This window comes from Halobellus sp. EA9 (genome assembly GCF_051195055.1).
Lineage (GTDB): Archaea > Halobacteriota > Halobacteria > Halobacteriales > Haloferacaceae > Haloquadratum > Haloquadratum rubicundus.
In genome coordinates this window covers 497,891-524,208 of record NZ_JBNTJW010000001.1, presented here as the reverse complement: position 1 = coordinate 524,208, position 26,318 = coordinate 497,891, and the positions used below count along the sequence as shown (strand labels likewise).

General features: G+C 60.9%; 26 protein-coding genes and 1 pseudogene. 10 read left to right on the top strand and 17 right to left on the bottom strand.

Annotated elements, in window-relative coordinates; genetic code table 11:
* Positions 1-162: 162 nt before the first annotated feature.
* Entirely contained in the window at positions 163-999 is an 837-nt protein-coding gene (locus tag ACQUQ0_RS02745) for an N-glycosylase/DNA lyase (protein ID WP_435183000.1), read from the bottom strand.
* A gap of 54 nt (positions 1,000-1,053) precedes the next feature.
* Here ACQUQ0_RS02745 and ACQUQ0_RS02740 point away from each other — a divergent pair, with 54 nt between their 5' ends.
* Together ACQUQ0_RS02740 and ACQUQ0_RS02735 are read left to right on the top strand one after the other, a co-directional pair.
* The gene (locus ACQUQ0_RS02740) at positions 1,054-1,482 is read left to right on the top strand and encodes a DUF6884 domain-containing protein (protein WP_435182998.1); all 429 of its coding nucleotides are present in this window, start codon (positions 1,054-1,056) and stop codon (positions 1,480-1,482) included.
* A gap of 407 nt (positions 1,483-1,889) precedes the next feature.
* A complete protein-coding gene (locus ACQUQ0_RS02735) occupies positions 1,890-2,729 on the top strand; it encodes a DNA adenine methylase (RefSeq protein WP_435182997.1) in 840 nt (279 codons plus the stop codon).
* On the opposite strand, the gene ACQUQ0_RS02730 is transcribed toward ACQUQ0_RS02735, so the two are convergent.
* The 6 genes from ACQUQ0_RS02730 to ACQUQ0_RS02705 all read right to left on the bottom strand — a co-directional run bounded on the left by ACQUQ0_RS02730 (position 2,726) and on the right by ACQUQ0_RS02705 (position 9,871).
* Positions 2,726-4,105: a hypothetical protein gene (locus ACQUQ0_RS02730; protein ID WP_435182996.1), complete on the bottom strand. Its 1,380-nt coding sequence runs from the start codon at positions 4,103-4,105 to the stop codon at positions 2,726-2,728. The two genes, ACQUQ0_RS02735 and ACQUQ0_RS02730, sit on opposite strands and share 4 nt — an antisense overlap.
* On the bottom strand, positions 4,098-6,617 hold the full coding sequence (locus ACQUQ0_RS02725) for an AAA family ATPase (protein ID WP_435182995.1): 2,520 nt from the start codon (positions 6,615-6,617) through the stop codon (positions 4,098-4,100). Before ACQUQ0_RS02725 ends, ACQUQ0_RS02730 begins: the two co-directional genes overlap by 8 nt.
* A 923-nt stretch (positions 6,618-7,540) precedes the next feature.
* Positions 7,541-8,524 carry a hypothetical protein gene (locus ACQUQ0_RS02720; protein ID WP_435182994.1) on the bottom strand — a complete coding sequence of 328 codons (984 nt, stop codon included), beginning with the start codon at positions 8,522-8,524 and terminating at the stop codon, positions 7,541-7,543.
* A 2-nt stretch (positions 8,525-8,526) separates the two neighbouring features.
* On the bottom strand, positions 8,527-9,048 hold the full coding sequence (locus ACQUQ0_RS02715; RefSeq protein ID WP_435182992.1) for a hypothetical protein: 522 nt from the start codon (positions 9,046-9,048) through the stop codon (positions 8,527-8,529).
* 144 nt (positions 9,049-9,192) lie between these two features.
* The gene (locus ACQUQ0_RS02710; RefSeq protein ID WP_435182991.1) at positions 9,193-9,597 is read right to left on the bottom strand and encodes a hypothetical protein; all 405 of its coding nucleotides are present in this window, start codon (positions 9,595-9,597) and stop codon (positions 9,193-9,195) included.
* Between the two features lie 13 nt (positions 9,598-9,610).
* The gene (locus ACQUQ0_RS02705; RefSeq protein ID WP_435182990.1) at positions 9,611-9,871 is read right to left on the bottom strand and encodes a hypothetical protein; all 261 of its coding nucleotides are present in this window, start codon (positions 9,869-9,871) and stop codon (positions 9,611-9,613) included.
* Between the two features lie 136 nt (positions 9,872-10,007).
* On the opposite strand from ACQUQ0_RS02705, the gene ACQUQ0_RS02700 reads away from it, so the two are divergent.
* Entirely contained in the window at positions 10,008-10,445 is a 438-nt protein-coding gene (locus ACQUQ0_RS02700) for a hypothetical protein (RefSeq protein ID WP_435182989.1), read from the top strand.
* Between the two features lie 535 nt (positions 10,446-10,980).
* On the top strand, positions 10,981-11,274 hold the full coding sequence (locus tag ACQUQ0_RS02695) for a hypothetical protein (RefSeq protein WP_435182987.1): 294 nt from the start codon (positions 10,981-10,983) through the stop codon (positions 11,272-11,274).
* A 169-nt stretch (positions 11,275-11,443) separates the two neighbouring features.
* Here ACQUQ0_RS02695 and ACQUQ0_RS02690 read toward each other — a convergent pair.
* The 5 genes and pseudogenes from ACQUQ0_RS02690 to trpC form a co-directional block, all read right to left on the bottom strand.
* A pseudogene (locus ACQUQ0_RS02690) lies at positions 11,444-11,515 on the bottom strand (DUF7559 family protein); the annotation flags it as partial.
* Positions 11,516-11,607: 92 nt separating this feature from the next.
* Positions 11,608-12,402, bottom strand: a complete 795-nt coding sequence (locus ACQUQ0_RS02685) for a 2-amino-3,7-dideoxy-D-threo-hept-6-ulosonate synthase (protein ID WP_435182986.1) — start codon at positions 12,400-12,402, stop codon at positions 11,608-11,610.
* A gap of 27 nt (positions 12,403-12,429) precedes the next feature.
* A complete protein-coding gene (gene trpA / locus ACQUQ0_RS02680) occupies positions 12,430-13,281 on the bottom strand; it encodes a tryptophan synthase subunit alpha (protein ID WP_435182985.1) in 852 nt (283 codons plus the stop codon).
* A 1-nt stretch (position 13,282) separates the two neighbouring features.
* Positions 13,283-14,530: a tryptophan synthase subunit beta gene (trpB, locus tag ACQUQ0_RS02675; protein WP_435182984.1), complete on the bottom strand. Its 1,248-nt coding sequence runs from the start codon at positions 14,528-14,530 to the stop codon at positions 13,283-13,285.
* Positions 14,527-15,357 carry an indole-3-glycerol phosphate synthase gene (gene trpC / locus ACQUQ0_RS02670; RefSeq protein WP_435182983.1) on the bottom strand — a complete coding sequence of 277 codons (831 nt, stop codon included), beginning with the start codon at positions 15,355-15,357 and terminating at the stop codon, positions 14,527-14,529. The genes trpB and trpC overlap by 4 nt, the downstream gene beginning before the upstream one ends.
* Before the next feature lie 151 nt (positions 15,358-15,508).
* On the opposite strand from trpC, the gene ACQUQ0_RS02665 reads away from it, so the two are divergent.
* From ACQUQ0_RS02665 to ACQUQ0_RS02655, 3 genes are all read left to right on the top strand, one after another.
* A complete protein-coding gene (locus tag ACQUQ0_RS02665; protein WP_435182982.1) occupies positions 15,509-15,697 on the top strand; it encodes a hypothetical protein in 189 nt (62 codons plus the stop codon).
* Between the two features lie 59 nt (positions 15,698-15,756).
* On the top strand, positions 15,757-15,963 hold the full coding sequence (locus tag ACQUQ0_RS02660) for a hypothetical protein (RefSeq protein ID WP_435182981.1): 207 nt from the start codon (positions 15,757-15,759) through the stop codon (positions 15,961-15,963).
* A 73-nt stretch (positions 15,964-16,036) separates the two neighbouring features.
* Complete coding sequence (locus tag ACQUQ0_RS02655) at positions 16,037-16,489, top strand: MGMT family protein (protein WP_435182980.1); 453 nt, start codon at positions 16,037-16,039, stop codon at positions 16,487-16,489.
* A 4-nt stretch (positions 16,490-16,493) separates the two neighbouring features.
* On the opposite strand, the gene ACQUQ0_RS02650 is transcribed toward ACQUQ0_RS02655, so the two are convergent.
* The gene (locus tag ACQUQ0_RS02650) at positions 16,494-17,381 is read right to left on the bottom strand and encodes a CPBP family intramembrane glutamic endopeptidase (RefSeq protein ID WP_435182979.1); all 888 of its coding nucleotides are present in this window, start codon (positions 17,379-17,381) and stop codon (positions 16,494-16,496) included.
* 5 nt (positions 17,382-17,386) lie between these two features.
* A complete protein-coding gene (lonB, locus tag ACQUQ0_RS02645) occupies positions 17,387-19,615 on the bottom strand; it encodes an ATP-dependent protease LonB (protein ID WP_435182978.1) in 2,229 nt (742 codons plus the stop codon).
* A gap of 166 nt (positions 19,616-19,781) precedes the next feature.
* Between lonB and ACQUQ0_RS02640 the strand changes: the two genes are divergently transcribed.
* Both ACQUQ0_RS02640 and ACQUQ0_RS02635 read left to right on the top strand, forming a co-directional pair.
* On the top strand, positions 19,782-20,345 hold the full coding sequence (locus ACQUQ0_RS02640; RefSeq protein WP_435182976.1) for a nicotinamide-nucleotide adenylyltransferase: 564 nt from the start codon (positions 19,782-19,784) through the stop codon (positions 20,343-20,345).
* Positions 20,346-20,349: 4 nt separating this feature from the next.
* A complete protein-coding gene (locus ACQUQ0_RS02635) occupies positions 20,350-21,165 on the top strand; it encodes an SAM hydrolase/SAM-dependent halogenase family protein (protein WP_435182975.1) in 816 nt (271 codons plus the stop codon).
* A 22-nt stretch (positions 21,166-21,187) separates the two neighbouring features.
* Here the strand turns inward: ACQUQ0_RS02635 and ACQUQ0_RS02630 are convergent, their stop codons facing one another.
* Together ACQUQ0_RS02630 and thsA are read right to left on the bottom strand one after the other, a co-directional pair.
* Entirely contained in the window at positions 21,188-22,573 is a 1,386-nt protein-coding gene (locus tag ACQUQ0_RS02630; protein WP_435182974.1) for an APC family permease, read from the bottom strand.
* A gap of 96 nt (positions 22,574-22,669) precedes the next feature.
* The gene (gene thsA / locus ACQUQ0_RS02625) at positions 22,670-24,235 is read right to left on the bottom strand and encodes a thermosome subunit alpha (protein WP_435182973.1); all 1,566 of its coding nucleotides are present in this window, start codon (positions 24,233-24,235) and stop codon (positions 22,670-22,672) included.
* A 228-nt stretch (positions 24,236-24,463) separates the two neighbouring features.
* On the opposite strand from thsA, the gene ACQUQ0_RS02620 reads away from it, so the two are divergent.
* Positions 24,464-25,294, top strand: a complete 831-nt coding sequence (locus ACQUQ0_RS02620) for an amidohydrolase family protein (protein ID WP_435182972.1) — start codon at positions 24,464-24,466, stop codon at positions 25,292-25,294.
* Positions 25,295-25,333: 39 nt separating this feature from the next.
* Here the strand turns inward: ACQUQ0_RS02620 and ACQUQ0_RS02615 are convergent, their stop codons facing one another.
* Complete coding sequence (locus ACQUQ0_RS02615) at positions 25,334-26,236, bottom strand: glycosyltransferase family 2 protein (protein ID WP_435182971.1); 903 nt, start codon at positions 26,234-26,236, stop codon at positions 25,334-25,336.
* Positions 26,237-26,318 lie beyond the last annotated feature (82 nt).

Here is a 26,318-nt window from a genome sequence, read left to right as displayed (position 1 = left end):
AATGCCCAGGCCGTGGGGATACACCGTGATTCCGGTGAAAAATCCGCCGATATAGGCGGTGAACGGTGATATTTCAGATTCAGATATCCAGTATTGAATCGCAAATATTCGGAGGGTAGGGGTAATCCACGATAAACACGGTTCTCCGCTTGCTCTCGCTACTCACATCTCGGTCGTAAGTTCTTCTGCTAACTTTCCAGCTTGTTTCTCGTCAAGACCAATCTGATCAAAATACCCTCTGAGTGCTTCTCGGGCAGCGTCTTGATTCGGCTCATACTCTCCGATGATCTGCCCGCTCTGCCACACGATACTGTCTATCCGAAGTAGTGAGATCGGTCTTCCAAGATCCTCACTGACCTGCGAAGCAACCTCTGCCCAAGCACTCATCACCTCGTTTTCCTCTTCCGAGTCAGTGATTCCAGAAGTACGAGCGACTCTTTCGACCTGTAGGTCACAGGGGATCGGGATATCCTCAGGGAAATTGAGATAGGTGTCGTTCTCAATGAGATGGATGATATCGTAGACCTTCATAGCGAAGACAATCGTCTTTCGTTTCATCGGATTATCGAGAGCCTCAGCAAGGTTCTCCCACACGGTCAGGGGCTGGACCTCGTCGTAGTTCTCGATGAACCAGTCAGAAAAGTCGTTGTCAAAGAGCTTGATGAGCCGAGTTCGCTTTTGCTGGTTGAGCCTGGCGTTCACGGAGACTTCCATAAAGTCCCCGAGAATTTCTTTGACATCTGTTGTAGAGTCGAGTTGTCCGTGGGATAGCGCTACTTGCTCCAACTCGTTCCAGAAACGTTGAGCATCCCCTGCGAGCTGATAATCAGCCGTCCCCGCACAGATACCAAGAAGAGAACGATGAGGTTCATCTCCTAACTCGCTGCTAAGAGCTGTGAAGGTCTGGTATTCCGGTTCTTCTTCGTCGAAGAGAATAATTCCCTCGTAGCCGAGAGCGGAGATAGAGCTAGCCACTGAGTCGATCCTGTCTTGATTCATATCAGTAGCAATCCAGGATTGCAACTAAATGCTTTCTCAACTACAATCTTCAGTATGAGCAGAGAGATCGGACTCGTCAGCTGCGTCAAAACCAAGCGAGATGAACCGGCTACTCCCAAGGAGCTCTACACCTCTGATTATTTCAAGAAGATGCGTGCTTATGCTGAGCAGCATCACGACGACTGGTGGATCCTTTCAGCCAAATACGGGTTGCTTGATCCCGATGGGGATCCAGTTGAGCCATATGATGAGACGCTCAGTGGAGCGGGAAAGGCTACGAAGCAAGAATGGTCTGAAAAGGTAGCGGAGCAATTAGAGGAACAAAGTCTACTCTCCGAAGACGTAACGCTCGTTCTACACGCCGGGAAGGACTACTACGAGGAATTACTACCGCTGATTGAAGAGAGCGAAGTCACCATTGAGACTCCCACTGAAGGAATGTATATCGGTGAAAGATTATCGTGGTATAAAGGGAAAATCTGATACTAACTTGGTTTGAGTGGACGAAGGTGTTATACCAGTTCTTCGATGTCGAAATCAAGGTCCGCTCGTTCGGCAACGTATTTGAAGTGATGGCTGATTTCGTCTGCCTGAATGCGATGCTGGAAGTACCCGATCCAAAGGGGGAACCAGCGACGATGGGGTAGCAGGGAAGGAAGTTGAGTAAGTAATTCTCGGTTACTGTCATGCATTGGTAAGGGTCAGGTCTGCTCGGTTGACTTGGTACGCTGGATCATAGCATCCTCAAGAACACCTGCGGAAACATACTCTATACCACTAAATCACGACCTGTAATGGAGGACACAATCAGGTTTATTCGATTCATCAGTATCGAGCAAGGCTGATTAAATGAAAAGACTATATGCACCAGCCAACGATAACTGGGTCATATGCCTGAGTCGGTGTTTCCGTATCCTGGGGGGAAAGCGTATCTCGCCCCGTGGATTATCGAACATTTCCCGCCGCACAAATGCTACGTCGAGGTCTTCGGTGGTGGCGCAGCTGTTCTCTTAACGAAGGAACCGAGCCATACTGAGGTATATAACGATCTGGATGGCGATCTCGTCCAGTTCTTCCGTGTGTTGCGGGAGCGAGAGGACGAACTCATCGAATGGCTCAACAAGGTCCCGTACGCCCGTGAGCAGCATCAAGAGTTCAAGGAGGAGTTTTATTCTGGTGAGCGACCGGACGATCCAATCGAACGCGCGGGCCGGTTCTTCTACCTTCGATACTCGCAGTACGCCTCGAAGTACCGGACACCCTCGGGCTTCGCAGGAGCGCATCAGAGAAATAAGGCCCGTAAACTTCGGAACGCGACAGAGAAACTGCACAAGTTCGCTGAAAGATTCCGGGATGTTCAAATTGAGAAATTGGACTTCGAAGAGCTGATTACTCGTTACGATAGCGAAGATACGTTCTTCTACTGCGATCCGCCCTATATGGATGAGGGTGACGACCTGTACAGGCACGGCGAATTCGATCACGAACGTCTCGTTGATGTGCTGGAGGAAACCGAGGGCAACTGGGCAGTCTCATATCAGCGGCTTCCCGAGCGGTTGGAAGATTACTTCGTCGTCGAAAAAGGCCGATCCCAGTTTATGAATAAGCAACACGACAACGATAGTCGGTCGACCGAGGCCACCGAACGTCTCGTGATGAACTACGACCTGAACGAAACCGGAAAATTCCAGGAAGGCGAACAGCAGACTCTTAGCGGCTCCTACGACTAACTAAGGCTACCGAACGCTTCTCTGATCATCTTCGGAAGATCATCCTCAAGTTCTGACGCCTGGAGCACCTTCATCTCAGAAGACTGTTCCTCGAAGTCCTGCGTTTTTGTATCGAGATCGCGGATGGCGAGGAGACCCTTGCATTTTGAGCCGAATATATCGTCCTCAGTATTGTCGTGTGCGTACTGCTTAGTCTTCGTATCTGGATCTTTGACTTGGAGGAAGGCAAGGTACTCTAGCGTTTCCCGAATACCTCTCCTTATAGTTGACTTGCTAGTGCTATCCTTCACTTCAGCTATGAGATATTCGTACTCGTTCCTCTCGGTATTCTTTATCTCTAATACGAGCGTGTCGGGTCGTCCAGTATAGTTCTCGTATCCTTCTTCGAAGTAATTGTCCGTGAAGGTTTTAGCCACTTTCTGGACTCTGTCACTTCGGGAGAGATCATTTGAGTCCCCGAAAGACTCGTCGATGTCGAAGGAAATATCTCGATCTGCAGCAGATGTGTTGTGATAGAGAACCATTTCGGGATTTCCATCGAAGCGTGCTATCTCGTTTTTATCACGCTCTATAGTTTCGAGAGTTACCGAATCGTCCCGCATATTTTCAAGGACTCTGATAAATCTGAAAAGAACGTACAGCTCGAACAGTGTGGACTCGTCATCGGGTGTAATGGCGGTTTTTCGGAGAAGGTCTTCTATTTCGTCTGGATCTCCTTCCTGAATTCTCCGTCTTCTCTTCACGAGGTCAGCAGCTTCGAAGTAGAGTGGCTGCCGTGAGGATTCTGCCGAGACAAGCATCCGCTCTGTTGGCTCGTAACTCTCAGGGAACCGAATCCGATCGACGTGAACGTTCCGCTCAAAGATTCTTTCCAGTTCCTCTATCAGTTCGTCTTCGCCTTTCCAAGACTCCTCATTCCACGTATAGTCGTTTTTCAGGAATCTCTTCGAGTCCTGAAGACACTGATGTATGAGGGCGACAAGGTGTTTGAGAACGACGTTCTCCGGGATATCGTAGTTTACCGTCTTATTGTCGCAGACGAAAACCGATCTGTCTGCTGGGTTTCGAGAATATCTGTGTTTGATCGTTGAACCCCAGTTTATCCTACCTTCGATTCCGCCGTGCTGAACTTTCGTCTTGACCTTTGTTGACGTTTTGATGCTGCGAAGGCGCTGAGGTAACTCCTTAACGAAGTTGACAACTTCCGGACGGAGTATGAAGTGGAGATCTAGAAGACGCTGATAGTCGAGGAAGCGGTCGCTAAGTTCCTCCGGCTTGATCCTACGGGCAATCTCTGTCTCAGCCCGTGAGCCGCTCATCACGTAGGCGAAGATATCCTGTCCGAGCTGTTCAATAATATCGTCGTTATCAATCATTCTCGTCATCAAACTCGATGTTCAATCGGTCCTTCGCAGCCTTCCTGATTTTGCCTTCGTCGACTTCGCTGTTCTCGATTATCGATTTGATGACCGCTTCTCGGCCGCGCACGCCTTCGAATTGGGGGAATATGTAGTTCAGAATGACGCTGGTCAAAGCCTGATCTCTGTTCAGACCGTCGGAGGTCATCTCAGTTACACCGTCCAACATATCCTTCACGATCGCTGGGCCAATGGCACGACTGTCTATAGCTTTGTTTGTATGCTTCCAGACAGTGGCCACAGCGATCCTTTGCGGTCTAGTAGAGTCAGTATTCCAATACTGTTCGTAGCCCTCGATAAGGTCGTTCAGTTCATCGTCAGTTTCGTAGGTGCCTTCCTGGAACGGATCGTTTACCGAGATGAAGGAGAAACGTCGCATAAACGCGTAGCTCATCTCATACAGCGAATTTTTATCGAAAGTGTTCATCGTGGCTAGGATACGCCACGACTCTGGCACTACGTACTGATTCTCCTTGGGCAAACCTTCCAGAGAGTCGGCGGTGACGATTTCAAGCTCTTCGCCGTTACGCGTATATTGGAGCTGTACAGACTCTCCGGAGAGAACAGTAAAGAGCTGGCCGAACGCTTCGTCGATATTCGACCGATTCAGCTCGTCGATTACAATTGGCTCGTTTCTTTGCTCTAGCGTCTGGTCCTTCTTCAGCCGATTCAGAAGGATCCCGGATGTAAAGAATAACTGATCGCTTCCGTCCGTATCCTCCTCTGGCATATAGCCCCCGAGCGTGTCAAATGTAGACCAATCAGAGGTGGCAGTAGTGATCTGAGAGCCGGAAAACTGCCACGGCTGCTGGTTTTCAAGAATCTCGGCTATGTTTGAGGCTATCTCAGTCTTACCAGTCCCGGGGGGCCCAGTGAAGATAATGTGTTTTCCGGTGCGGAGAGCGGAGTTGACCTGTGCCTTGATATCCTTTTTCTGACCTGGTAGATGGAGACCTTTGAACATTTCATCGCCTAACTTGCCGTCGTAATCCGCGAAGATGTTTACACTAGGTGCCTCAGAGATAGATTTTGCCAGTTGCTGTACCAGTTCCCGCGCAGGCTCTAGGTCAGAAGGTTTACTGCCCCGTACGAGTTCCTGGATTCTCTGACTGGGAGGGAAGTCGATACCGAGTATTTCGTCACCTCTCTCCTCGGCAAACAGATTCTCCGTCAGGTAGTAAGTTTCCTCTTTGATGTCGGACGAATCTTTTCCGTCAATCTTGGTTTTCAAATCGAGGCTTCCGGGTTTTCCGCAGTAGAAGACACGTCGGAATTCGGTGATGTACGAATAGGTTTTTTCATCTTCGTGCTCTTGATACCAGCGGTCCTCTTTGTCGTCTTTTTCACGCGTTGTCCCAGCAATTGCTCCGCCGATTAATCCGGTTTCGTAGTCGTCGGAGCCAAGAACGTCAGAACTGTCGTTAAGATGGAAAACTATGACATCACCCTCCGGGATTGTTTCTCCTTCATCAGTAAAGGGAATAGAGTTGTAATAACAACTGACAATCCAGTCTTCCGGGGGCAGAGAAACGACCTGAATGCCGATTTCTGAGGAAACCGAGTCGATGTATCTCAACAAATCGTTTTCAATGATCTCTCTTTCTGTCCTGACCGCGTCCTCTACTTTCCTAAGAAGAGGGTCGAACTGCGTGGATATGTAGCCATCTTTCCCGGGCAGCTCTTCGGGGAAAAGTTCACCTTTCAGTTTCTTCTCTACAGTGTCAGGAGCAATTCTTCTTTCGTTCGCAACCTTTCGAACGGCATCTTTCCGCCGTTCGCTCATTGGACGGTCTGAGTCAGTGTCTTCCAACACGATGTCGGTGATCCGTTCCACGACCTGGGCTCTCGAACCGCTCTCACGCCAGTCCTCGTGAAGATATTCGTTCAGTATCCGTCGATTGCGTGTAAACCTGCCTCGAAGATCAATAGCCTCGTCTACAGAATTGCGTCCTACTGCAACTACGGTCTCCCCTCCGTGACCGGCTCTATCTCTTTCCTGTATGGCGAAGCCGTTTGAGGCAGCTTTCTCCACTGTTTCTTTCTTTATCTGAAGAGGAGGATTTGATGAGTAAGTGTCCTTCAGGCTATCATCCCAGAAGGCCCAGATATCGTATTGCTCGTGGTAGCCTCCTACGAGAACGAGGTAGTCGTCCGATCGATCCGGGGCGTATCTTCTTGAGTCATCATCCCCCTCGTCATCGTCATCGTCTTCCTCATTCCCCTTGTCTTCAATCGGAGGAAGCCTAGCATTCAGTTTGTACTCGTCTTCTCTACCGGATGGAACAATGTTGTAAAGGTAGAGTCTGTTTTTCTGCGGCAGTGGGGGCTTTAGATGGATATGAAGAGCTTCGTCTCTCCCTTCAATATCGATATGACTATACCATTGCACATTCCCACCGAGACGGTCGACTAGTTCTTGAGCGATATCTGGCCTATCTAAATCACTCTCGAGAAGATCGTCTGAGGTCACTAAGTCGCTGAGAGTGACGGCTTATTAATAAAGTTAATTGGATTTACTGAAACCCTCTGACAAAGATAGATATGGCTAGATGAATACGGTAGCAATCCTTCGTCAGTGAGACAACAGAGGCTCGTACGGTTTTCATCAACGGCTCAGAGTCAAACTTTTTGGTCAAGAAGCCGGTCGATGCTTCCGGCGATGGCCTCGATAATCCGATCCACTGCCTTGCGCGTGCCCTCCGTGTTGAACGCAGAGATGTGGGTCCAACTAATCAGACCAGGGATCTAACAATCCACTAGGAACGGGTTCCCTCAGGTCTTCTACCACCGCTGTTTCTGCTGGCTCTTGGTCTAACCACTCAGTAGAGAACTCATCTTCTACGGAATAGTAGTTTTCGGAAACTAAGAGTCTTCAGTCTGCTGTTGGACTGTATGATTTGAGGGATCGGATTCGATCAAGATTCCCTCTCGCTCAATAGCCAACAGTCGGATATAGCGTAGCATCGTCTGGTACTCAATAGGGTCCGTGTAGGTTCTCCTTGATAAACGAATTGTAGAGACGCTTCATTTGATTAGGATAGTCCTCCCCAAAGTCATCGAGATGCCCCACGATCCAGATATCGAATATTGGAGTACGTCCTCCTTCGATCTGTTACATCTGCTCGATTCGTTGCTCGAACAGGTGGCTCTAAACACAGAGGTTTCTAATATGACTGCCCCACGTGGGCACGTGATGAAACCCGGATATGTAGCAGTGCCTGCCGGAGTACGACAGCAATTTGCCCCCGTGATTCTGGAGAATCTATTCCGATAATGTAGGCTACACTGTCTGCTAATGTGTAGAACCGGTTGTCCCCATCAGTACCGTTTGGGCAACATCAATAAACATCAGCACTACACCGAAGTTCATAGCCCATACCTGCTTATTACCCGTTATATGGCATCAGTATCAGTAGAGCGCTCAACCTCTCTAGGTGAACTCCAAGCTAGCACGTTCCAGATATCTTGTTCGGAGATCTCCTCTGGAACGTAGCTCATATACTTGTCCTGAAGCGTACTCAGGTGCTTGTGCTTAGTGTATTCGTCTCTAATCCTTACGTCACTCCATCCAGCGGCTTTTAGATGACTCACTCGGGTATGGCGGAAGTCCTTGAGCTTGAGCTGTGGGATATCGTGATCTTGCTGAATCTTTCTGAGTTCATCTCGAATCTCATTCAGGGTGAGATCAAACAGCTTCCCCTCCTGGTTCTGGGTTAGACCTCTCAGGATATCTCTTTCTCCATCATCTCGGAGTTGCACGTATTCTCGGTTATCTTCTCCACGTTGCTGCTTGAGGATGTGATACCACACGAGGCCGTCTTCCAATCTCACATCGGAGGATTCCAGTAAGAGTACCTCGCCAGGTCTCCGACAGTGTAGATATTGGATAGCGAAGAACTCCCGATACGGAGACTCTGAATACTCGAGTATCGTTTCTACCTCACTGAGCCGATATACGTTCCTGTCGTCAGCGGCTAGTCCGTAGACAGTCGCGCTGTCAGAGTTTTTGAACCGTCTCTCCCGGTACTTTCGGAACTCCCTCTCGGAGAACCACTCCAGATTCATCTCGTCGCAATAGGACTGTATAGAGTCGAAGTAATGCCGAATCATCTCTCGGCTGAGATCCAGCTCAAAAAGCAAACTGATGAACTCCGTCAGCTGCTCGAATGACTCTGGTTCGTACTCGGAGAACTGGTAGCTGGCTCTGGCTGTGCGCTTCAGATCTCGGAAGCGTTGCACGGCATCTTTCCCACTCATCCCGTCCGTGTGGGATCCTGCGAGATAGACATCGAACAATCGGAGACACGATTTTCGATCTTTCAGGGTTGCCTCTGCGTACCGCTGTTTGGCTTTCTCGGAGTACTCTTCATACTGCATAGCTATCCCTCCAAGTAGGCTGAATCTGGGCTGTTCTGCTCGTAGTACACCTGCTGCGGGTTCAGGATCTCGGGAGGGATATCCGCAGGAGAGGGCTGCCCGATAGCCTCGAATAATCCATTGCTTCCCTCTCGTCCGGCTAATGCGAGAGCGATGCTCTCAGGATCCGAGTTCAGCCAACTCATATCCACCTCGCTCGTCGTATCGTAGTACCTCTTGTCGAACTCGTCCCTGTCCACATTCGGATCAAGTGCCAAGACCTCTGTAGTCACTTCCTCCAGTACTCCCACTTCCTTCAGAAACCAGATCTGCTTGCGGATGTGTTCGTCATTAGAGACCGTCAGAGAGGAGTCCACACGGGCCAACATCTGGTTGTACTGGCGGAAGAGTTCGTTAGGGAACTCCGGGCCTTCCAACGAGATGTAGCCCGAAATGAACGGACCTGTTCGACTAGTCGTTGCGCCGGAGAGGGAGTCTACTGCGATATGGATAGATTCCTCTAATTCGCTAAAATTTTTAACCATATATGAGGTTTGATTTGTAATGAGGGGTTATAAAGGTAGTATTGTTAATAATTCAAAACCGATCTACAATGAATATTCCAGGAACCGTGGTTTCTCGAATACAGAAGCAGCCAAGCAAGGGCAGCGGGCATTCCTTGAGAATCCTTAGCCCCAAGGAAACAGCGATGCAAGAGAGCCGAGCGCGTCTGAAATAGAATTGGCGAGTTTGTTCCTATCCTCTCGACGTAACTCCTTTCTATGTCCGAAAGCGCGGTGAATTTCTACTTCTATCTCTTTCTTTAATAATTCCAGTCGAATTTTTTCCGCCTCAGTTAGTGCTTCTCTTTCGGCCCTCTTGTCATCCATCATCACTGCACGTAGCTCTCCTTGGATGCTGCTCTGCTCGTCTGGAAACATCGCCTCGAATATAAGAGACTGCGCCTCCACTCCAAACTCCCGATTGTAGAGGTAATCAATATCACAATCTTTCAACCGGTCATAATCGTATATTTCTCGCATTCTCTCAGCCAACCAGTCGATTTCCTCCTTGTTGGGCGTATCCTCGTACATACTTCGAACAACTCTATTCCAGTACTTTCAGTCCCGCCACGATAGCGACAGCGGAAAGAGCAACCTGACCAATAGTACCTTTTATTCCGGTTCGTGCGGCTAACTCACCAAGATCAGGTGCCATCCCAATCGGTGGAGTAACGGGGAGTCCAGCGAGTTCAAAGCTCATTACTGCCAGCTCAGATGCTGCTGGAACTTCAAAAGCGAGCCCCACTACGATAATGATTACCAGCAGCGCGATGATCCCGCCACCAGCCTGTTTCTTTGTTGGCATATTCAGTCTCTATCCGCCCTTGTTAATAAAACGTCAGATGCGAGAGGATCACGTGAAGCTGAGAATAGAGATCTGACTCAAATCGGACACCTGCTACAATTAAATGTGGTCACACGCAAATGATCGGGTAGGATCTATGAGGCAGAACTGGGCCAAACTACTTCATTTCATTTATACCCACGATCAGAAACGTGAATATTACAAACTGACTGAGCCCGAACTTCAAGGGGATCACCCGCTGGTCCAAAACACCGATTTAAGCGCAGAAGAAGCCCGAGACGCATTTAGATTTCTTCAGCGTAACGATCTTATTGAGGATCACGGCGAGGAATTCTTCCAACTCACTAAAAAGGGATTTGAGGTAGCTCGGGATCACGAGCAAGCAGCAAGCCAGGCTAAAATAAATCAGTCAATCTCAACTCTTACTGCCGTTCTTGCGTTCGTTGCAATCATTGATTTAGCCCTGAGTTTAGATGGTCTAAGCCGTTTTTCGTCAGTTCTCCTTGCTATCGTCGTCATTATTCTGATTGGCTTGGTAGTTTCGTCGTTGGCTGACCTAAATGTGGATTTGTAGTACAACGGTTACGCACAGGCTCTGCCACGCTTGTTAATAACGAGGATATAGAGGGAGTCGACTCCTATCTACAATTCATCCAAATATTTCGAGGAGACCTGTCGACAGCTCCCACGTAATAAGAGCGGAGGCGACAGCCCCGAACACCCCGGAGCAGCGCACAGAGGAAGAACGTTATGTGAAGCACACCGGCTGCGTCCAGACGCGGTCCTCAAGAAAGCTTGTCGTCATCTTCAGCAGGCCTGACAGTAGGATATAATGATTTAACGCGAGTAGTCCTGCTCCGTCACACTCAATGATGACAGCAGTTGATTTCTGAAATAATTTCACAGATTTCGAGAAGCCATTTGTCCTCCCACCGGAGGACGTGCAAAAGAGCGCTCTTCCCGTTTTCTGTCGCGCTTTTTTATTTGAAATATATGTTTTCTTCGTCGACTTTGCCTTTGATGATTTAGCAAGATCTTTATAATAATTCGACGCGAGAGCGCTTTTGCTCGCGATAGCAAAAATCGCAATACCGCGAGCAGGTCCAACTATGGGAGCTAGCAAGCACCTAAGCAACGATGATAGCAACGACGGATCAAAAACCTACGTCGAGTTCGACTCTTCGGAGGAAACCCAACGTGAGGCCTATCGACTCTGCTCTCGGGGAGGTCAACTCCGGGAGGGAGTCGACGACATAGACAAATTCTTCGCGGAGATGGTGCCTCACGTCGCTACGCACCTGTTCAAGGGTGATAGTATAGACCTGATGGAATGGATGGAACTAGACGAGGAAGATCTGGAAGCCTACAGAGACGAAGTGCTAGACTCTGAGGACTCAGAGTAACAACACCTCAATTTCTTAATTTATATCGGTAGAGTCAAAGACTGACCAGAGTCGGGTATCAGATTCTGCTATCTGTTGTCTCTCTGCCGCGTTTCTTTTGTAAATTTATGACATCTTATAGACACAACACGGTTTTATTTCGTGTAACACTTACTCAGTAAGAAAACGTTGTGTAGTGGAGCTCGAACATATCCATCTCGCACTCGTCGTCGGTGCAGCGAACTTCGAGCGTCGTAGGCATAGGCGTGAGTTGGCCCGCCACGGTCATAAACGCGCGGGCTCCGGCCCGACTGTCCGTCCGCGGCTGCGGCGTTCGGTTTCGCGCGTTACGCGCTACGCTTCGAGGCCCAGCCCGCCGGCCTCGACGGCCTCGTCGACGTCGGCGTCGTCGTGGATGATCGCGCTGACGGTCCGGGTGATCGCCTCGGGGTCGTCGTGCTGAAAGATCGACCGGCCCATCGAGACGCCCGCGGCGCCCGCGTCCATCGCGCCGCGGACCATCTCGGCGGTCTCGCGGTCGGTGCCGCGGCTCCCGCCGGCGATGACGACCGGGAGCCGGGTGGCCTCACAGACCCGCTCGAAGGAGTCGGCGCCGCCGGAGTAGGCGGTCTTGACGACGTCGGCGCCGAGTTCCTCGGCGATGCGGACGGCGTGGGCGAGGCTCTCGGCGTCGTGTTCGTCGACGCCGGGGCCGCGCGCGTAGCTCATCGCGAGGACGGGGACGCCGAGCCGGTGGGCTGTCTCCGTCACCTCGCTGAGCTGCGTGAGCTGGTCGGGCTCGTGGTCGCTGCCGACGTTGATGTGGAACGAGACGGCGTCGGCGCCGGCCCGGAGCGCCTCCTCTACGGTCCCAGTCTGGCGCTTGTCGTTCGAGTCCGGGCCGATCGCGGTCGAGCCGTTGAGGTGGACGATGTAGCCCTTGCCGTTCTTGTTCGGGTGGACGCGCGGGGCGACGCCCTTCTGGGTGAGGACGGCGTCGGCGCCGCCGCGGGTGATCGCGCCGACGGTCGATTCGAGGTCGACGAGGCCCTTTACGGGGCCGAGCGTGATGCCGTGGTCCATCGGGACGACGAGGTATCGCCCCCCTGTCGAGATGCGTTCGAGTCGCGCGGAGACTCCTGTGTTCATCGTGTGTGAGGCTGTGGCAACCGTCGGTTATGTGCGTTCCGCTTGGGGCACACGTTGTTCGTATCCGCGCAGGGCGCCCTCCTTCAGCTCCCGCGCCTTCGCCTCCAGTCGGTCGGCGATCTCGTCGACCGGATCGTCGTGTTCGGTCCCCTCGGCGACGATGTCGACGAGCGCGCTCCCGACGATGATGCCGTCGGCGCCCGCCGAGACGATCCGCTCGGCGTGCTCGCCGGTCTTGATCCCGAAGCCGACCGCCTTGGGGACGTCGTACTCCGAGAGGCGCGCGAGGCTCGCTTCGGTCTGGCCGGAGACGTCGTCCTTCGCGCCCGTGACGCCGAGGCGCGCCTGGACGTAGACGTAGCCCGACACCTGTGACATAATCCGGTCGAGGCGCTCGCCGCGGGTCGTCGGCGCGACGATGAACACCAGATCGAGCCCGAACTCGTCGCAGGCCTCGCGCAGGGGGTCCGCCTCCTCGGCGGGGAGGTCGGGGACGACGAAGCCCGAGAGGCCGACCTCGGCCGCGCGCTCGACGAACGGGCGCGGACCTTGCTCGGAGCCGTACTGGTAGATGAGGTTGTAGTAGGTCATACAGACCAGCGGCACGTCCACGTCCAGGTCCTCGACGAACTGGAAGAAGCGGTCGGGCGTCATCCCGCCTTCGAGCGCCCGCACGACCGCGCTCTGGATCGTCGGGCCCTCCGCGATCGGCTCGGAGAACGGGAGCCCGAGTTCGATCACGTCGGCGCCGCCGCGCGCCAGCGCCTCGACGTATTCGAGCGAGGCGTCGTAGTCGGGGTCGCCCGCGGCCAGGTAGGGGACGAAGGCGGGGCCGTCGGCGAAGGCCTCGGAGAGGTCGGAATTGGCGTGATCGGCCATCTCAGATCCCCCCCGAGAACTCCGCCATCGACGGCGCGCCCTCGATGTCGCGCTTTTCGGTCTCCTCGATCACGGTCTCTAGGTCCTTGTCGCCGCGGCCGGAGACGTTCACGACGACGGTCTCGCCGAGTTCCTCGTAATGCTCTTCGAGGTAGCCGAACGCGTGGGCCGTCTCCAGCGCGGGGATGATCCCCTCCGTCTGGGAGAGCCGGTGGAAGCCCTCCAGGGCGCTGTCGTCGTCGACGTTGACCGCTTCGACGCGGCCGTCGTCGACGAGCCGCGCGAGCTCGGGCCCGACGCCCGCGTAGTCGAGGCCGGCCGAGACGGAGTGGCTCTCCATGATCTGGCCGTCGGAGTCCTGGAGGACTTTCGTGCGGGCGCCGTGGAGGACGCCCTCCTCGCCCGTCGACAGCGACGCGGAGTTGGGCGCGACGCCCGCCTCCTCGTCGACATCGAGGCTGGAGCCGCCGGCCTCGACGGCGTAGAGTTCGACGCCCTCGTCGTCGACGAAGTTCGCGAACGCGCCCATCGTGTTCGAGCCGCCGCCGGCGCAGGCGAGCACGGCGTCGGGGAGGCCGCCGGTCTGTTCCCTCATCTGGCGGCGCGCCTCCTCGGAGATGACGGCCTGGAAGTCCCGCACCATCGCCGGGAACGGGTGGGGGCCGACGACCGAGCCGATGACGTAGTGGGTGTCCTCGACGTTCGTCGCCCAGTCGCGCATCGTCTCGGAGATCGCCTCCTTGAGCGTGCCGCGCCCCGTCGTGACGGGATTCACTTCCGAGCCGTTGAGCCGCATCCGGAAGACGTTCGGCCGCTGGCGGTTGATGTCGCGTTCGCCCATATAGATCTCGCAGGGCATATCCAGGTGGGCGGCCGCCATCGCCGTCGCGGTGCCGTGCTGGCCCGCGCCCGTCTCGGCGATGATCCGGTCTTTGCCCATGTACTTCGCCAGCAGGACCTGCCCGAGGGCGTTGTTGAGCTTGTGCGCGCCGCCGTGGAGCAGGTCCTCGCGCTTGAGGTACACCTCGCGGTCGTAGCGCTCCGAGAGCCGCTCGGCGTACTGCGTCGGCGTCGGCCGCCCACCGAAGTCCCGCAGCCGCCGCCGGAACTCGTCCATAAAGCCGTCCTCGTTCTCCAGCACGTAGCGCTCGTAGGCGTCCGTGAGCTCCTCGATCGCCGGCATCAGCGCCTCCGGCACGTACTGGCCGCCGTACTCCTCGAACTTCCCGTCCGTGTACTGTTGTGTCATCGTGTATCGGATCCCGTGTGTGTCGCTGTCGCGCCGCCTCTACGTCCCTTCTCGGCCTCGACGCCCGTCAGCCGTTCGGTGTTGGCCCGGACGTCGCCGTCCATAATCGCCGTCCCGATCAGGAGCGCGTCCGCGCCAGCGCGGCGCATCCGCCGGACGTCCTCGACGCTCGCGACGCCGCTTTCGGCCAGGAGCGTCACGTCCTCGGGCACGTGCGGCGCGAGCCGCTCGAACGTCCCGAGGTCGACCTCCAGCTCCCCGAGATCGCGGTTGTTGACGCCGACGATCTCCGCGCCCACGTCGAGGGCGCGCTCCAGCTCCCCGCGGGTGTGGACCTCCACGAGCGGCTGGAACCCCCGCTCTTGGGCCGCCTCGTACAGCGCCGCGAGCGAGTCCGTCCCCGGCTCGTCGAGGAAGCGCGCGATGAGCAGGACGAGGTCGGACGCGACGGCGTCCAGTTGCGCCTCGCGGACGACGAAGTCCTTGCGGAGCACCGGGACGTCGACCGCCTCCCGGATCCGCCGGAGGCTCTCGGTCGACCCGCCGAAGTGCTCGGGTTCCGTGAGCACCGACAGCGCGGTCGCGCCGCCCGCGACCATCTCCTCGGCGAGTGCGACCGGGTCGTCGGTCCGCTCGCCTTCGGTCGTCGGGCTCGTCGGCTTCACCTCGGCGACGACGGGCACGCGTCCGTCCGCCTCCGCGGCCCGCACGGCCGCGGGAAACGACCGCGCGTCCACGTCGACGGTCGCCCCGCCGCCGGACCGCTCCCGGGCGGCCGCGAGGATCGAGCGGACCTCCGGGGCAAGCTTGTCCTCATTAGCGTTCATCTATGTCCATTAACGGACTCTTTTGCACATAAGGTTTGCGTGTCGGTGTCGTTTAGTCGCCGCGAGCACACGTCCGAGTGTGCTTCCGTCCGAGCACTTCACCGTCGCCCTGGTCCCGGCGCTGGCGTAAGTCCTCGCGCGCGATCGGCGGTTGCCGACGCCGCGGTTCGCGGCGGTCGTGTTCCTGGGCAGCCAGTTCCCCGACCTCGTCGACAAGCCGCTGGCCCACCAGTTCGGCGTGCTCCCTTCCGGGCGGGTGTTCGTGCACTCGCTTCCGGTCGCGCTTCCGTTCCTCGCCCTCGTCGGCCTCTACGGTGGAAGACCGACCGCCCGCGGCTGAGCAGCCCCTTCGCGTTAGCCCACCTCTCGCACCTCCTCGCCGACAACTACAGGCCGCTCTTGGGCCCGAATCCGACGGTCGCGCCCGACCTGCTCTGGCCGCTTGCGGCTCCGACCGCGCGGCCGATCACGCCGTACTGGGCCGGGCCGAACGGCATCAACGTACTGCTCTGGACGGCCTTCTCGGCGATCGTCCTCTCGATCGCGGCGTACCTCCTCGTCGTGGACGTCCGCGAGCAGCTCCGGCGAGGCTCTCCGGAGTCCTGACGTCTCCGCCCACGCCGTGCTCGCGTGCCCGCGTTTCTCAAGGTTCAAGCCCGGCGCCAACGAACGGCGGCGTATGGACGTCGGCGTCTTCGCGCGGACCTCCGAGCGGTTGGGTCGCACCGTCGAGATCGGCGTCGCGAGCGGTCGGGTCATCAGCGTCTCCTTTCCCGAGGCGCCGCCGGCCGACGCCGACCCCGACCACCCGCTCTTGGACCGCGTGTTCGCGTACCTCGACGGCGAGGCGGATCACTTCGACGACGTCGCGGTCGCGCTGACGGTGCCGACCGACCAGCGACAGGTGCTGGAGGCGACCCGGAACGTCCCCCACGGCGAGACCGTCTCGCTCGACCGCGTGATCCGGATGGCCGGACTCGACCCCGACGAGCGCGAGGACGTCGAGACCGCGCGGACGGCGCTCGCGGAGAACCCGGTGCCGCTCTTCGTGTCCGATCACCGCGTCCGCGACGCCCCGGGGGCCGCGCCGTCGTCGGTGGCCGAGCGACTGCGGGCGATCGAGGGGGCGTAGCCGCTCAGCCGTCCGCGGACGGCCACTCCACGCCGAACCCCTCGTGGACGACGAACTCTAAGGCGTTGATGAGGTAGTGGGCGACGATCACGACGAGCAGGCTCCCGGTGACGACGAACGTCGCCGCGAGGACGAAGCCGAGCGTGCCGGTCACGACGACGCCCAGCCGCCCCTGCGCGCCGTGTCCGAGCGCGAACGCGACCGACGAGACGACGGCCAGCACCCACGGGGAGATCCCGTAGCCCGCGCTGACGACGCCGACGAGCGCGCCGCGGAAGAGCAGCTCCTCGAAGCCGGCGATGACCGGCAGGACGACCAGGAGCAAGAGCGCCCACCCGCCCGCCGTCTCGGGCGCGAGCGCGCTCCGCAGGCGCTCGCCGTCGCCGACGCCGAGACCGAACTGCGCTCCCGCGGCCGCCCCGGCCTCGTTCGCCGCGTAGAGCACGAGGCCGACGCCGACGCCGAGCGCCGCGGCGCCGAGGCCGATCCGCTCGGGCGCGAGTCCGAAGGCCCGAGCGGGGATCTCCGCGTACCACGCGCCCGCGAGGAGCACCACGCCGAAGATACCCTGGGAGACGGCCACGTTCGCCAGGAGCGACGCCGTCGAGACGTCGGCCAGTCGCGACTGCGGCTCGCCCACGTCGTCGGGCGAGCGTTCCTGGCGGACCCGGAACTCGACGCCGGACTTCGGGAGCGTGATCGACTCCTCGCTACCAGAGGAGGTCGCGTCGCAGACGGTGTCGCTCGTCGGCTCGCCCAGATGGTGATTCGCCGGCGGCTCGCCGACGTCGTCGGGACGCTCCTGGAGGATGCTCTTGGACGCGTGTGAAAGAAGAAGCAGGCCCGCGGTGACGACGAACGCGAACCCCGCGAACGTCGCCCACTCGGGCATCTACCCTACTGCGGGCTCGGGCTCGACGGGCTGGAGACGTTCTCGCCCTGCGAGAGCGCCGAGCCGGTGATGCTCTTGAGGCGGTCGACGAGCGAGTCCTTCTCGGGCTCGCCTTCCAGCGCGATGTCGAGGACCTCGCTGATGTGGGAGACCGGAATGATCTCGACCATCTGCTCGTACTCCTCTTCGATCATCACGTCCTGGGTGTTCGCGGCCGGGATGATGACCCGGTCGCACCCGGACTTCGCGGCGGCCTCGATCTTGTGGGTGACGCCGCCGACGGGCAGGACGTCGCCCCGGACCGAGAGGCTCCCGGTCATCGCGAGCGACTGGTCGACGCCGACGCCCTCAAGCGCGGAGATCACGGCCGTCGCGACCGTGATGGACGCGGAGTCGCCGTCGACGCCCTGCTGGCCGGTCTGGACGAACTGGATGTGGATATCCTTCTCGGAGATGTTCTCGTCGGAGAACTTCTTGATGATCGCCGAGACGTTCGAGACGGCCTCCTGGGCCATCTCCTTCAATTGTCCAGTAGCGATGACCTCGCCGGGGCCCTGCGAGGGCGTGACCTCGGCCATCACGGGGAGCATGATCCCCGAGTCCTCGCCCATCACGGCGAGGCCGTTGACGCGGCCGACCTGGTAGCCCTCCGAGACCTGGAGCTCGTAGTCTTTCCTCCGTTCGATGTAGTCGTCGGCGAGCTGCTGTTCGATCGAGCGGCTCCGGCCCTTCGCCTGGAGCACGTGGTCGCGCGTCACGTAGTCGGCGTCCTCCGAGCGGGCGATGTCGCCGGCGACGCGGACCAGCCCGCCGAGGTTCCGGAGCTTGAGGGTGAGGTGGCCCTTGCGGCCGGCGCGGCGCCGCGCTTCGAGGATGACCTCCTCGATGGCCTCCGCGGAGTACTCCGGCAGGCGGCCGTCCTTCGCGACCTCCTGGGCCACGAAGCGGGCGTACTTCCGGCGCATCTCGGGGGTGTCCTCGATGGTGTCGTCCATGTACACCTCGTACCCGTAGCCCTTGATCCGCGAGCGCAGGGCGGGGTGCATGTTCTCCATCGCGTCGAGGTTCCCCGCGGCGATCATAATGAAGTCCGTCGGGACGGGCTCGGTCTGGACCATCGCGCCCGAGGAGCGCTCGGACTGGCCGGTGATGTGGAACTCGCCCTCCTGGATCGCCGTCATCAGGTGCTGCTGGCTGCGGATGTCGAGCGTGTTGATCTCGTCGATGAACAGCACGCCCTTGTTGGCCTTGTGGATGGCGCCGGGCTCGACGCGGTCGTGGCTCGGCGTCTCCATCCCGCCTGACTGGAACGGGTCGTGGCGGACGTCGCCGAGCAGCGCGCCGGCGTGGGCGCCCGTCGCGTCCTCGAACGGCGCCGTCGTCGTGTCCGCGTTGTTGACGATGAGGTTCGGCACCATCGCGTCGCCGCCGCGGGAGCCGTAGCGGAACGCGAGGTAGATGACCCCGGCCGCGAGGATCCCCAGCAGGATCTGGCCCGCGATGATGAAGGAGTAGCCGATGACGATCGCGATGATGATCCACATCAGGAACGACCGCATCTGGTTGCGCTTGCGCGCCTCCTCCTTGTGGGCCTCGACGATCTGTTCGCCCTTGCCGGCCGGGACGGTCCGGACCTTCGGGTTGTTGCCGTCGTCGGGGTTGTGGTAGACCAGGACGTCCTGGAGTTCCTCCGGCGGGAGGAGCTCCGACATCGCCTTCGCCAGCATCGACTTGCCCGTCCCGGGCGAGCCGATCATCATCACGTGCCGCCGCTGCTTGGCGGCCTTCATCACGACGTCGCGGGCGTGCTCCTGGCCGATGACCTGGTCGACGAGCCGGTCGGGGACGTCGATCTCGTCGGTCGAGTCGATCCGCAGGCCGCCGAGGAGGTCGTCCTCGTCGACGTCTTCGGCGACCTCGGCGTCGACCTCGACGTCGCTCCCGAGGTCGTCGATCGTCCCCGTTCCCTCGTCGACGTCGGACCCGGGGCCCGAATCCGGATCGGGATTCGGACTCGGATTCGGATTCGGATCTGGGTCGACCTGACCGTTCCGGTGCTCGGAGCGGCCGCCGCGCTCGTCGGACCCACCGGGCCCGTCGGCCGGTTCGTCGGCGACCCCGTCGCGGAACCCCTCGCCCGCGTCCTCCTCGGACGGCGGCGAGTCGGGCGCCCCGTCGGTGACGCCGCCCCCCTCTTCGGGGGAGTTCTTGTCGGCATCCGTGTCGTTACTCATAGAATACTTCGCTACGTGAAACCAAGGCCGGGCGACTAATATACTTTCTCCTCGAATTCTCATTCCGTAAAATCCGGAAATCGTGGGGTTGAGTCGGTTTATAAGTCATATACGCCCGTAGCCACGTCTCGGGGTATTTATAAACGATGCGGCCGACTCCCGACGTATGCGGGGGTTCTACATCGGCCGGTTTCAGCCCTACCACGACGGTCACCACCGGATGGTCACAGAGATCGCGAGCGAGGTCGACGAGCTCGTCCTCGGGATCGGATCGGCGGGCGACTCCCACACCCCGCGGAATCCCTTCACCGCCGGCGAGCGCCTGATGATGGTCACGAAGTCGGTCGCCGAACTCGACATCACCACCTACGCGGTGCCGATCGAGGACCTCGAACGCAACTCCGTGTGGGTGAGCCACGTCCAGAGCATGTCGCCGGCGTTCGACGTCGCCTACTCGAACAATCCGCTCGTGATCCAACTGTTCTCGGAGGCGGGCGTCGAGGTCCGGCAGTCGCCGATGTTCAACCGCGACGTCCTCGAAGGCGCCGAACTGCGCTCGCGGATGATCCACGGCGACGACTGGGAGAGCCTCGTCCCCGCTCCCGTCGCCGACGTGATCGAGGAGATCGACGGCATCGAGCGCATCCAGCGCGTCAGCGACACCGACACGAACGGGGAGGTGGTCGACGAGGCCCACGCGGGCAGCGACGGCGCCAGCGACCCCGAGTGAGACGATGATCACCCTCACCTCCGACTTCGGCACCCCGTATCCGGCCGCGATGAAGGGCGTCATCCTCCAGGAATCGGACGCGCGCCTCGTCGACGTCGCCCACGACTTCCCCCGCCAGGACGTCCGCGCGGCGGCCTTCTGGTGCCGCGAGACGCTCCCGTACTTCCCGCCGGCGGTCCACCTGGTCGTCGTCGACCCCGGCGTCGGGACCGATCGCGACGCCGTCGTCGTCCGCGCGGGCGATCACGCGCTCGTCGGCCCCGACAACGGCGTGTTGCTGCCGGCGGCGCGCCGGATCGCCGAGCGCGCGGCCGAGTCGAACTCTGAGAGGGAGCCGACCGTCGACTGTTTCGTCTACGAGTACGCGGACCCCGCCTCGTCGACGTTCCACGGCCGCGACGTGTTCGCACCGGCCGCGGCCGAGGTCCACGAGGCCGGCGTCGACGCCCTGGCGTCGGTCCCGGCGGTCTCCCGCGTGGAGACGGTTTCCGCCACGGAGGCGCCCGACTCCCTAGTCGACTGTCGGTTCCCGGAGGCGTCCGTTCGAGATGACACCGCCCGCGGCGAGGTGCTCGTCGTCGACGACTTCGGCAACGCGATCACCAACGTTCCGGGGTCGTTCCTCGACGGACGGGCCGGGACGGATATCGAGGTGAACGGCACTCCCGCGCCGGCCGTCACGGCCTTCGCCGAGGTCGACGAGGGCGAGCGGCTGGTGACGGTCGGGAGCCACGGCTACGTCGAGTGCGACGTCAATCGGGGGCGGGGCGACGAGGCGTTCGGCCTCGCGCCCGGCGACGAGGTCGTCCTCTCGGAGTGAGCCGGGACGAACGCCCGTCTCGTCACTCGCTCCCGAGGCCGACGTCCGGGTCGATGTCGGGATCGACGTCGGCGTCGACGAGGTCTTCGAACTCCGTGATCTCCGCCGCGAGCGTCGACCGCTCGAAGTAGAGCACCTCGACGGCCACGACCGCGGCCGCGAGCGCACAGACCGCGTAGAACGTGTTGCGCTCGGCGGCGTAGAGGTGATACAGCATCACCGGGAAGAACCCCGCGGCGCCGACGAGGCCGACCGCCGGCGGAACCGGATGCACCGACGATTGCGCGCGCTGGCGGAGCGCGAGGTAGCTCACCCCCCCGAAGACGACGATGAACGCGAGCGACGCGAAACTGGTGACGGCGTCGAGGCTCCCCCACGCTGAGAACAGCGCCGTGATCGCGCCGATGCCGAGGATCAGCCGCGGCGGCACGCCGTCGGCGTCGGCGTCCCCCACGCGGTCGGGGAGAAAGCCCTTCGAGAGCAGCCCCTTCGCGAAGTAGCCCGACGAGAAGAGCGTCGCGTTGATCGCGCTCCCGGTCGAAAACAGCGCCGACAGGGCGATGACGAGGCCGCCGAGCCGGCGGATCCCGACAGCAGAGAGCATCCGCTCTGCGGCGACCTTCAGCGCCGTGTGCGGGTGCGTCGTCAGCGCCTCCGGCGCGAGGTTCACGGTCGCCAAGGCGACGACGACGTAGATCCCCACGGCCGCGGGGATCGAGACGTAGATCGCCTCCCGGATGGTCTCTCCCGGGTCGACGATGCGCTCCTGATCGTAGAAGAGCAGCTGCCAGCCCTGGAAGGCGACGAAGGAGACGCCCGCCGCCATCAGCGGGCTCGTCGAGAGCAGTCGACCGGCGCCGACGTCCGGGGGCGACGGCGAGATACCGAGGGCGTAGGCGATCCCGCCGAGGCCGAAGAGCACGAGGACGAGCACCTTCGCGGCCACGAGGACGTTCTCGGTCGTGCCCGTGGCCCGCGCGCCCAGCAGATTGAGCCCGACGAAGCCCGCGACGGCCGAGACCGAGATCACGGAGCGGAGCGGGAGCCCCGCGGCCGACTCCGGGACGACGGGGAACGAGATGGCGAACTCCGCGAACGCGAAGGCGTACATCGCCATCGAGCCGACGTAGCCGAACAGCAGCGTCCAGCCGGCCATCCCCGCCAGCGTCTCGTTGCCGGTGAAACACTGGATGTACGTCACGGAGCCGCCGCCCTGGTCGGCGAGCTCGTTCAGCCGGATGTAGGAGTACGCCGCACAGAGCGCGACGACGCCGGCGAGGACGAACGCCGCCCACGTCGCCGCGCCGGTGATTCGCGTCACGACGCCGAGGACGGCGTAGATACCGCCGCCGATCATCCCGCCGAGCGCGATCGAGACGGCTTCGGTGAGTCCGAGGTTCTCGCCCATCGCCGGGCGGTGGACGACTGAGAGTAAAAAAGGTTGATCACGGCGGTCCGAACAGGTTCGACTCGGCCGCCCGGTCGGAGGTCGGTTCGGCGCGCGTCAGTTCGAGGCGATGACGTCGTCGATCCGGACGACCATCGTCGCCGCCTCGGTCGCGGCGGTGACCGCCTCGCGCTTGACCGCCGCGGGGTCGAAGATCTCGGCCGCGACGGGGTCGCCGATCTCGCCGGTCCGGCCGACGGCGATGACGCCCGCGACGCCCTCGCGGTCGAACGTCGCCCGGAGCTCGACCACGGCGTCGATCGGGTCCATTCCGGCGTTCGTCGCGAGCGTCCGCGGGAGCGCCTCGATCGCGTCGGCGAAGGCCTCGACGGCGAGCTGCTGGCGCCCGTGGACGCCGCTGGCGGCCGCGCGGACGTGCTCTGCGATCGCGATCTCAGTCGCGCCGGCGCCGGGGACGACGCCCCCGGACTCGATGGCGGCGACGGTCACGCCGACGGCGTCGGAGATGGCGCGCTCCAGCTCGTCGACGACGTGCTCGGTGCCGCCGCGGACGAGGAGCGTGACGGTCTCGGCGGCGTCGCCGCCCTCGACGAAGGTGAGGTCGTCGGCGCCGAAGTCGGCCACCGACACGCGGTCGGCGTGGCCGAAGTCGGCCGCGTCGAGCTCGCGGACGTCGCCGAGCTGCTTCGCGCCGGTCGCGCGGGCGATGGCCCGCGCGTCACCGGTCTTGAGGCTCTCGAAGGCGACGATGCCGCGCCGTTCGAGGTGCGCCGCCACGCGGTCGGCGATCGACTTCGTGGAGAACACGACGTCGACGCCGGCCTCGTCGAGGGCCTCCGCGTAGCCCGCCAGCTCGGCGTCCTCGGCGTCGATGACGGCTTCGAGCTGGTCGACCGACGTGATGCGGTACTCGGCGTCGCCCTCGCCCTCGCGGACGTCGAGCTTCGTCGTCAGGACGGCGACCGTCGCGTCCTCGACCGTCCGGGCCATCCCGTCGCGGACCGGCTCCTCGTCGACGACGACGCCCTCGACGAGCTCCGTCGCCGACGACGACGCGCCGACGTGGGTGAGGATCCGCACGTCGTCGGGGTCGAACCGCCCCTCGCCGTCGTAGACGGCGCGGACCGCGTTCACGACGTTGCGCGCGAGCACGTCCGCTGTGACGTCGCCGGTCCCCTTCCCGGTCATCGAGGACTCCGCGACCGCCGCGAGCACGTCGTCGAGTCGCACGTCGAGGACCTGCTCGTCGATGGCCTCCTGGGCCAGCCGCGCGGCCTCGTTGTAGCCCTCGACGATCACCGTCGGGTGGAGGTCGTCGTCAAGCAGGTGCTCGGCCTGGGCCAGCAGTTCGCCCGCCAGCACGGACGCCGTGGTCGTGCCGTCGCTGACGCCCTCCTCTTGGGTCTGGGCCACCTCGACGATCATCTGCGCCGCCGGGTGCTCGATGTCCATCTCCGCCAGGATGGTCGCGCCGTCGTTCGTGATCACGACCTCGCCGCTCGAATCGACGAGCATCTTGTCCATCCCGCGCGGCCCGAGCGTCGTCCGTACCGCGTTCGCGACCACCTTGCCGGCACGAATGTTCGACCGCTGAGCGTCGGCACCGTGCGTTCGGTCGCTGTTCCCGGAAAGGACGTACAGGGGTTGCATTCGTGTAGACATAGTTATGTAAACCTCACAGAGAGGGACGCCAGCGGTTCTATATATAGATATCGGTAATTGGGGGATAGAGCGTGTCAGGCCCTCGTTTGGGATTCGTCAGCCTCGCGAGATCGCAAAAGTGGGACAATCTTCGGCCCAGATACCACATCGCGTACCTCATTTTAGTTGTCTGGGCTCCGGACCGTCGGTCGCCAAGGTATATTTGGGTCGCCGCATCAGTGTTCGACGATGCTGGAGCTGAACCACGGGTTCCGGGTCGTCGACCTCCACGCCCGCCTCGACCCCGGCGACGAGGAGGAGGTCGCCACCCGCGGCCGCGAGACGACTCCCGAGGCGCTCGAACGCGAACTGCACCAGGCGGGAGTCGTCCGCGCGGTCGTCTCGCCCGGACACCGCCCCCCCGACGAGGGATACCTCCGCGCCAACAACGCCGTCGCTCGCCTCAGCGTCGATCGACCCTTCCTGGCGTTCGCGCGGATCGGCGGCCCGCGCGACCCGAGCGACCGCGCCACGGCGCGCCTGCGCAACCTCACCGCCTCGCGCGAACCGCACCACGCCGGCCCCGACGACATCGAGCAGTACGCCTACGACGACCGCTTCCACGGCTTCACGCTCGCGCCCTCGGCGGACGGGCTCCCCGACGACGAGACGCTAGCGGAGCTAGAGGAGGTCTCCCTCCCGGTCGTGGTCCACGGCGGCCGCGACTTCCCGCCGGACGCCGTCGCCGAGACCCTCCTCGATCGGGAGTTCCCCGTCGTCCTCTCGGGGTTCGGCGGCTACCCGCTCGACCGGGACCTGATGCGCGAGGCGATCGACCTGCTCGGCGAGCACGACCACCTGTACCTGGACACGCACCAGGTCCGCTTCCGGAGCGTGCTCGAACGGGCGCTCCTGGAACACCCCGACCGCGTGATGTTCGGCAGCGGCGCGCCCGAGATCCACCCGAGCGTCGGCGTGATGGAGATCCTGACGCTCGACGTCTCCGAGGACGTGATGCGGCGGGCCTTCTCGGCGAACGCCTCGCGCGTGGTCGAGGGGCTCGCGCCCGGCGAGTCGTAAAGGCGAAAAACAGGCCGAAATTGGGCCGGGTCTCCGCTCTCAGCGCCAGTCGTACTTCGCGACCGCCCGGTCCGCGCGCTTCGAGCAGCCGTGGGGGTTCCGCGTGTCCGAGCGGTCCCGGGCCCGCGCCACGAGGCCGTCCGACCAGCCGGTCGCGACGCCGACGATCACGTCGCGGCCGTTGCCGACCCACCCGGTGGGCGTGGCCTCGCCGCGAACGACGTCCCGCGCGGCCGCGAGGGCGTCCGCCCCGGCGTGGGAGGCGATCCGCCGGAGGATCGTCGGGCGGACCCCGTAGTTCTTGACGAGGCGATAGGCGAGCGCGCGGTACTTCCAGCCGATGTTCCGCTCGTCCGTCCCGCCGTCGGCCTCGTACTCGGTGCGGACGCACATGTCCGCGGCCCAGGTGACCTCGCGGCCGAGCCCTGCGAGCCGGTGGGCGGCGTCGCGGGCGCCGCCGGTCTCCAGGTACTCGTCGAAGCCGTCGATCTCCGCCAGGACGTCGGCGCGGAAGGCGACGTTGTCGCCGTTGAAGTACGTCACGTCGCGGCCGCGGATCCGCCGGGCCTCCGGCTGGGTTGTCGTCATCCCCGCGGGCAGGGTCTCGTGGACGGGCCCCGTCACGACCGGCGCTCGCTCCAGGCCGGCCTCGATGGCGTCGACCCACGTCTCCTCGATCGCGAGGTCGCTGCGGAGGAAGGCGACGACGTCGCCCGAGGCGGCTTGGATGCCCGCGTTCCGGGAGACGTTCAGCGTCCGGTCGGAGACCTCCACGAGGACGTCGACGTCGTCTCGGTCGCGGACCATCCCGGTGGTCCCGTCTGCCGACGGGCCGTTGACCACCACGACCTCGGCGTCGGCGGCGTTCGCGGCCAGGACGTCGAGGGTGGCCGCGAGGCGGTCCCGGTCGTTGAGGGTCGGGACCACTACCGAGAGCTCCATACCGGTCGGTTGCGACACGAGAACTTAAATGTCGCACCTCGGAGCGCCCGGTGCGGCCCCGAGGCGGGCCGTTCCGGCCGCG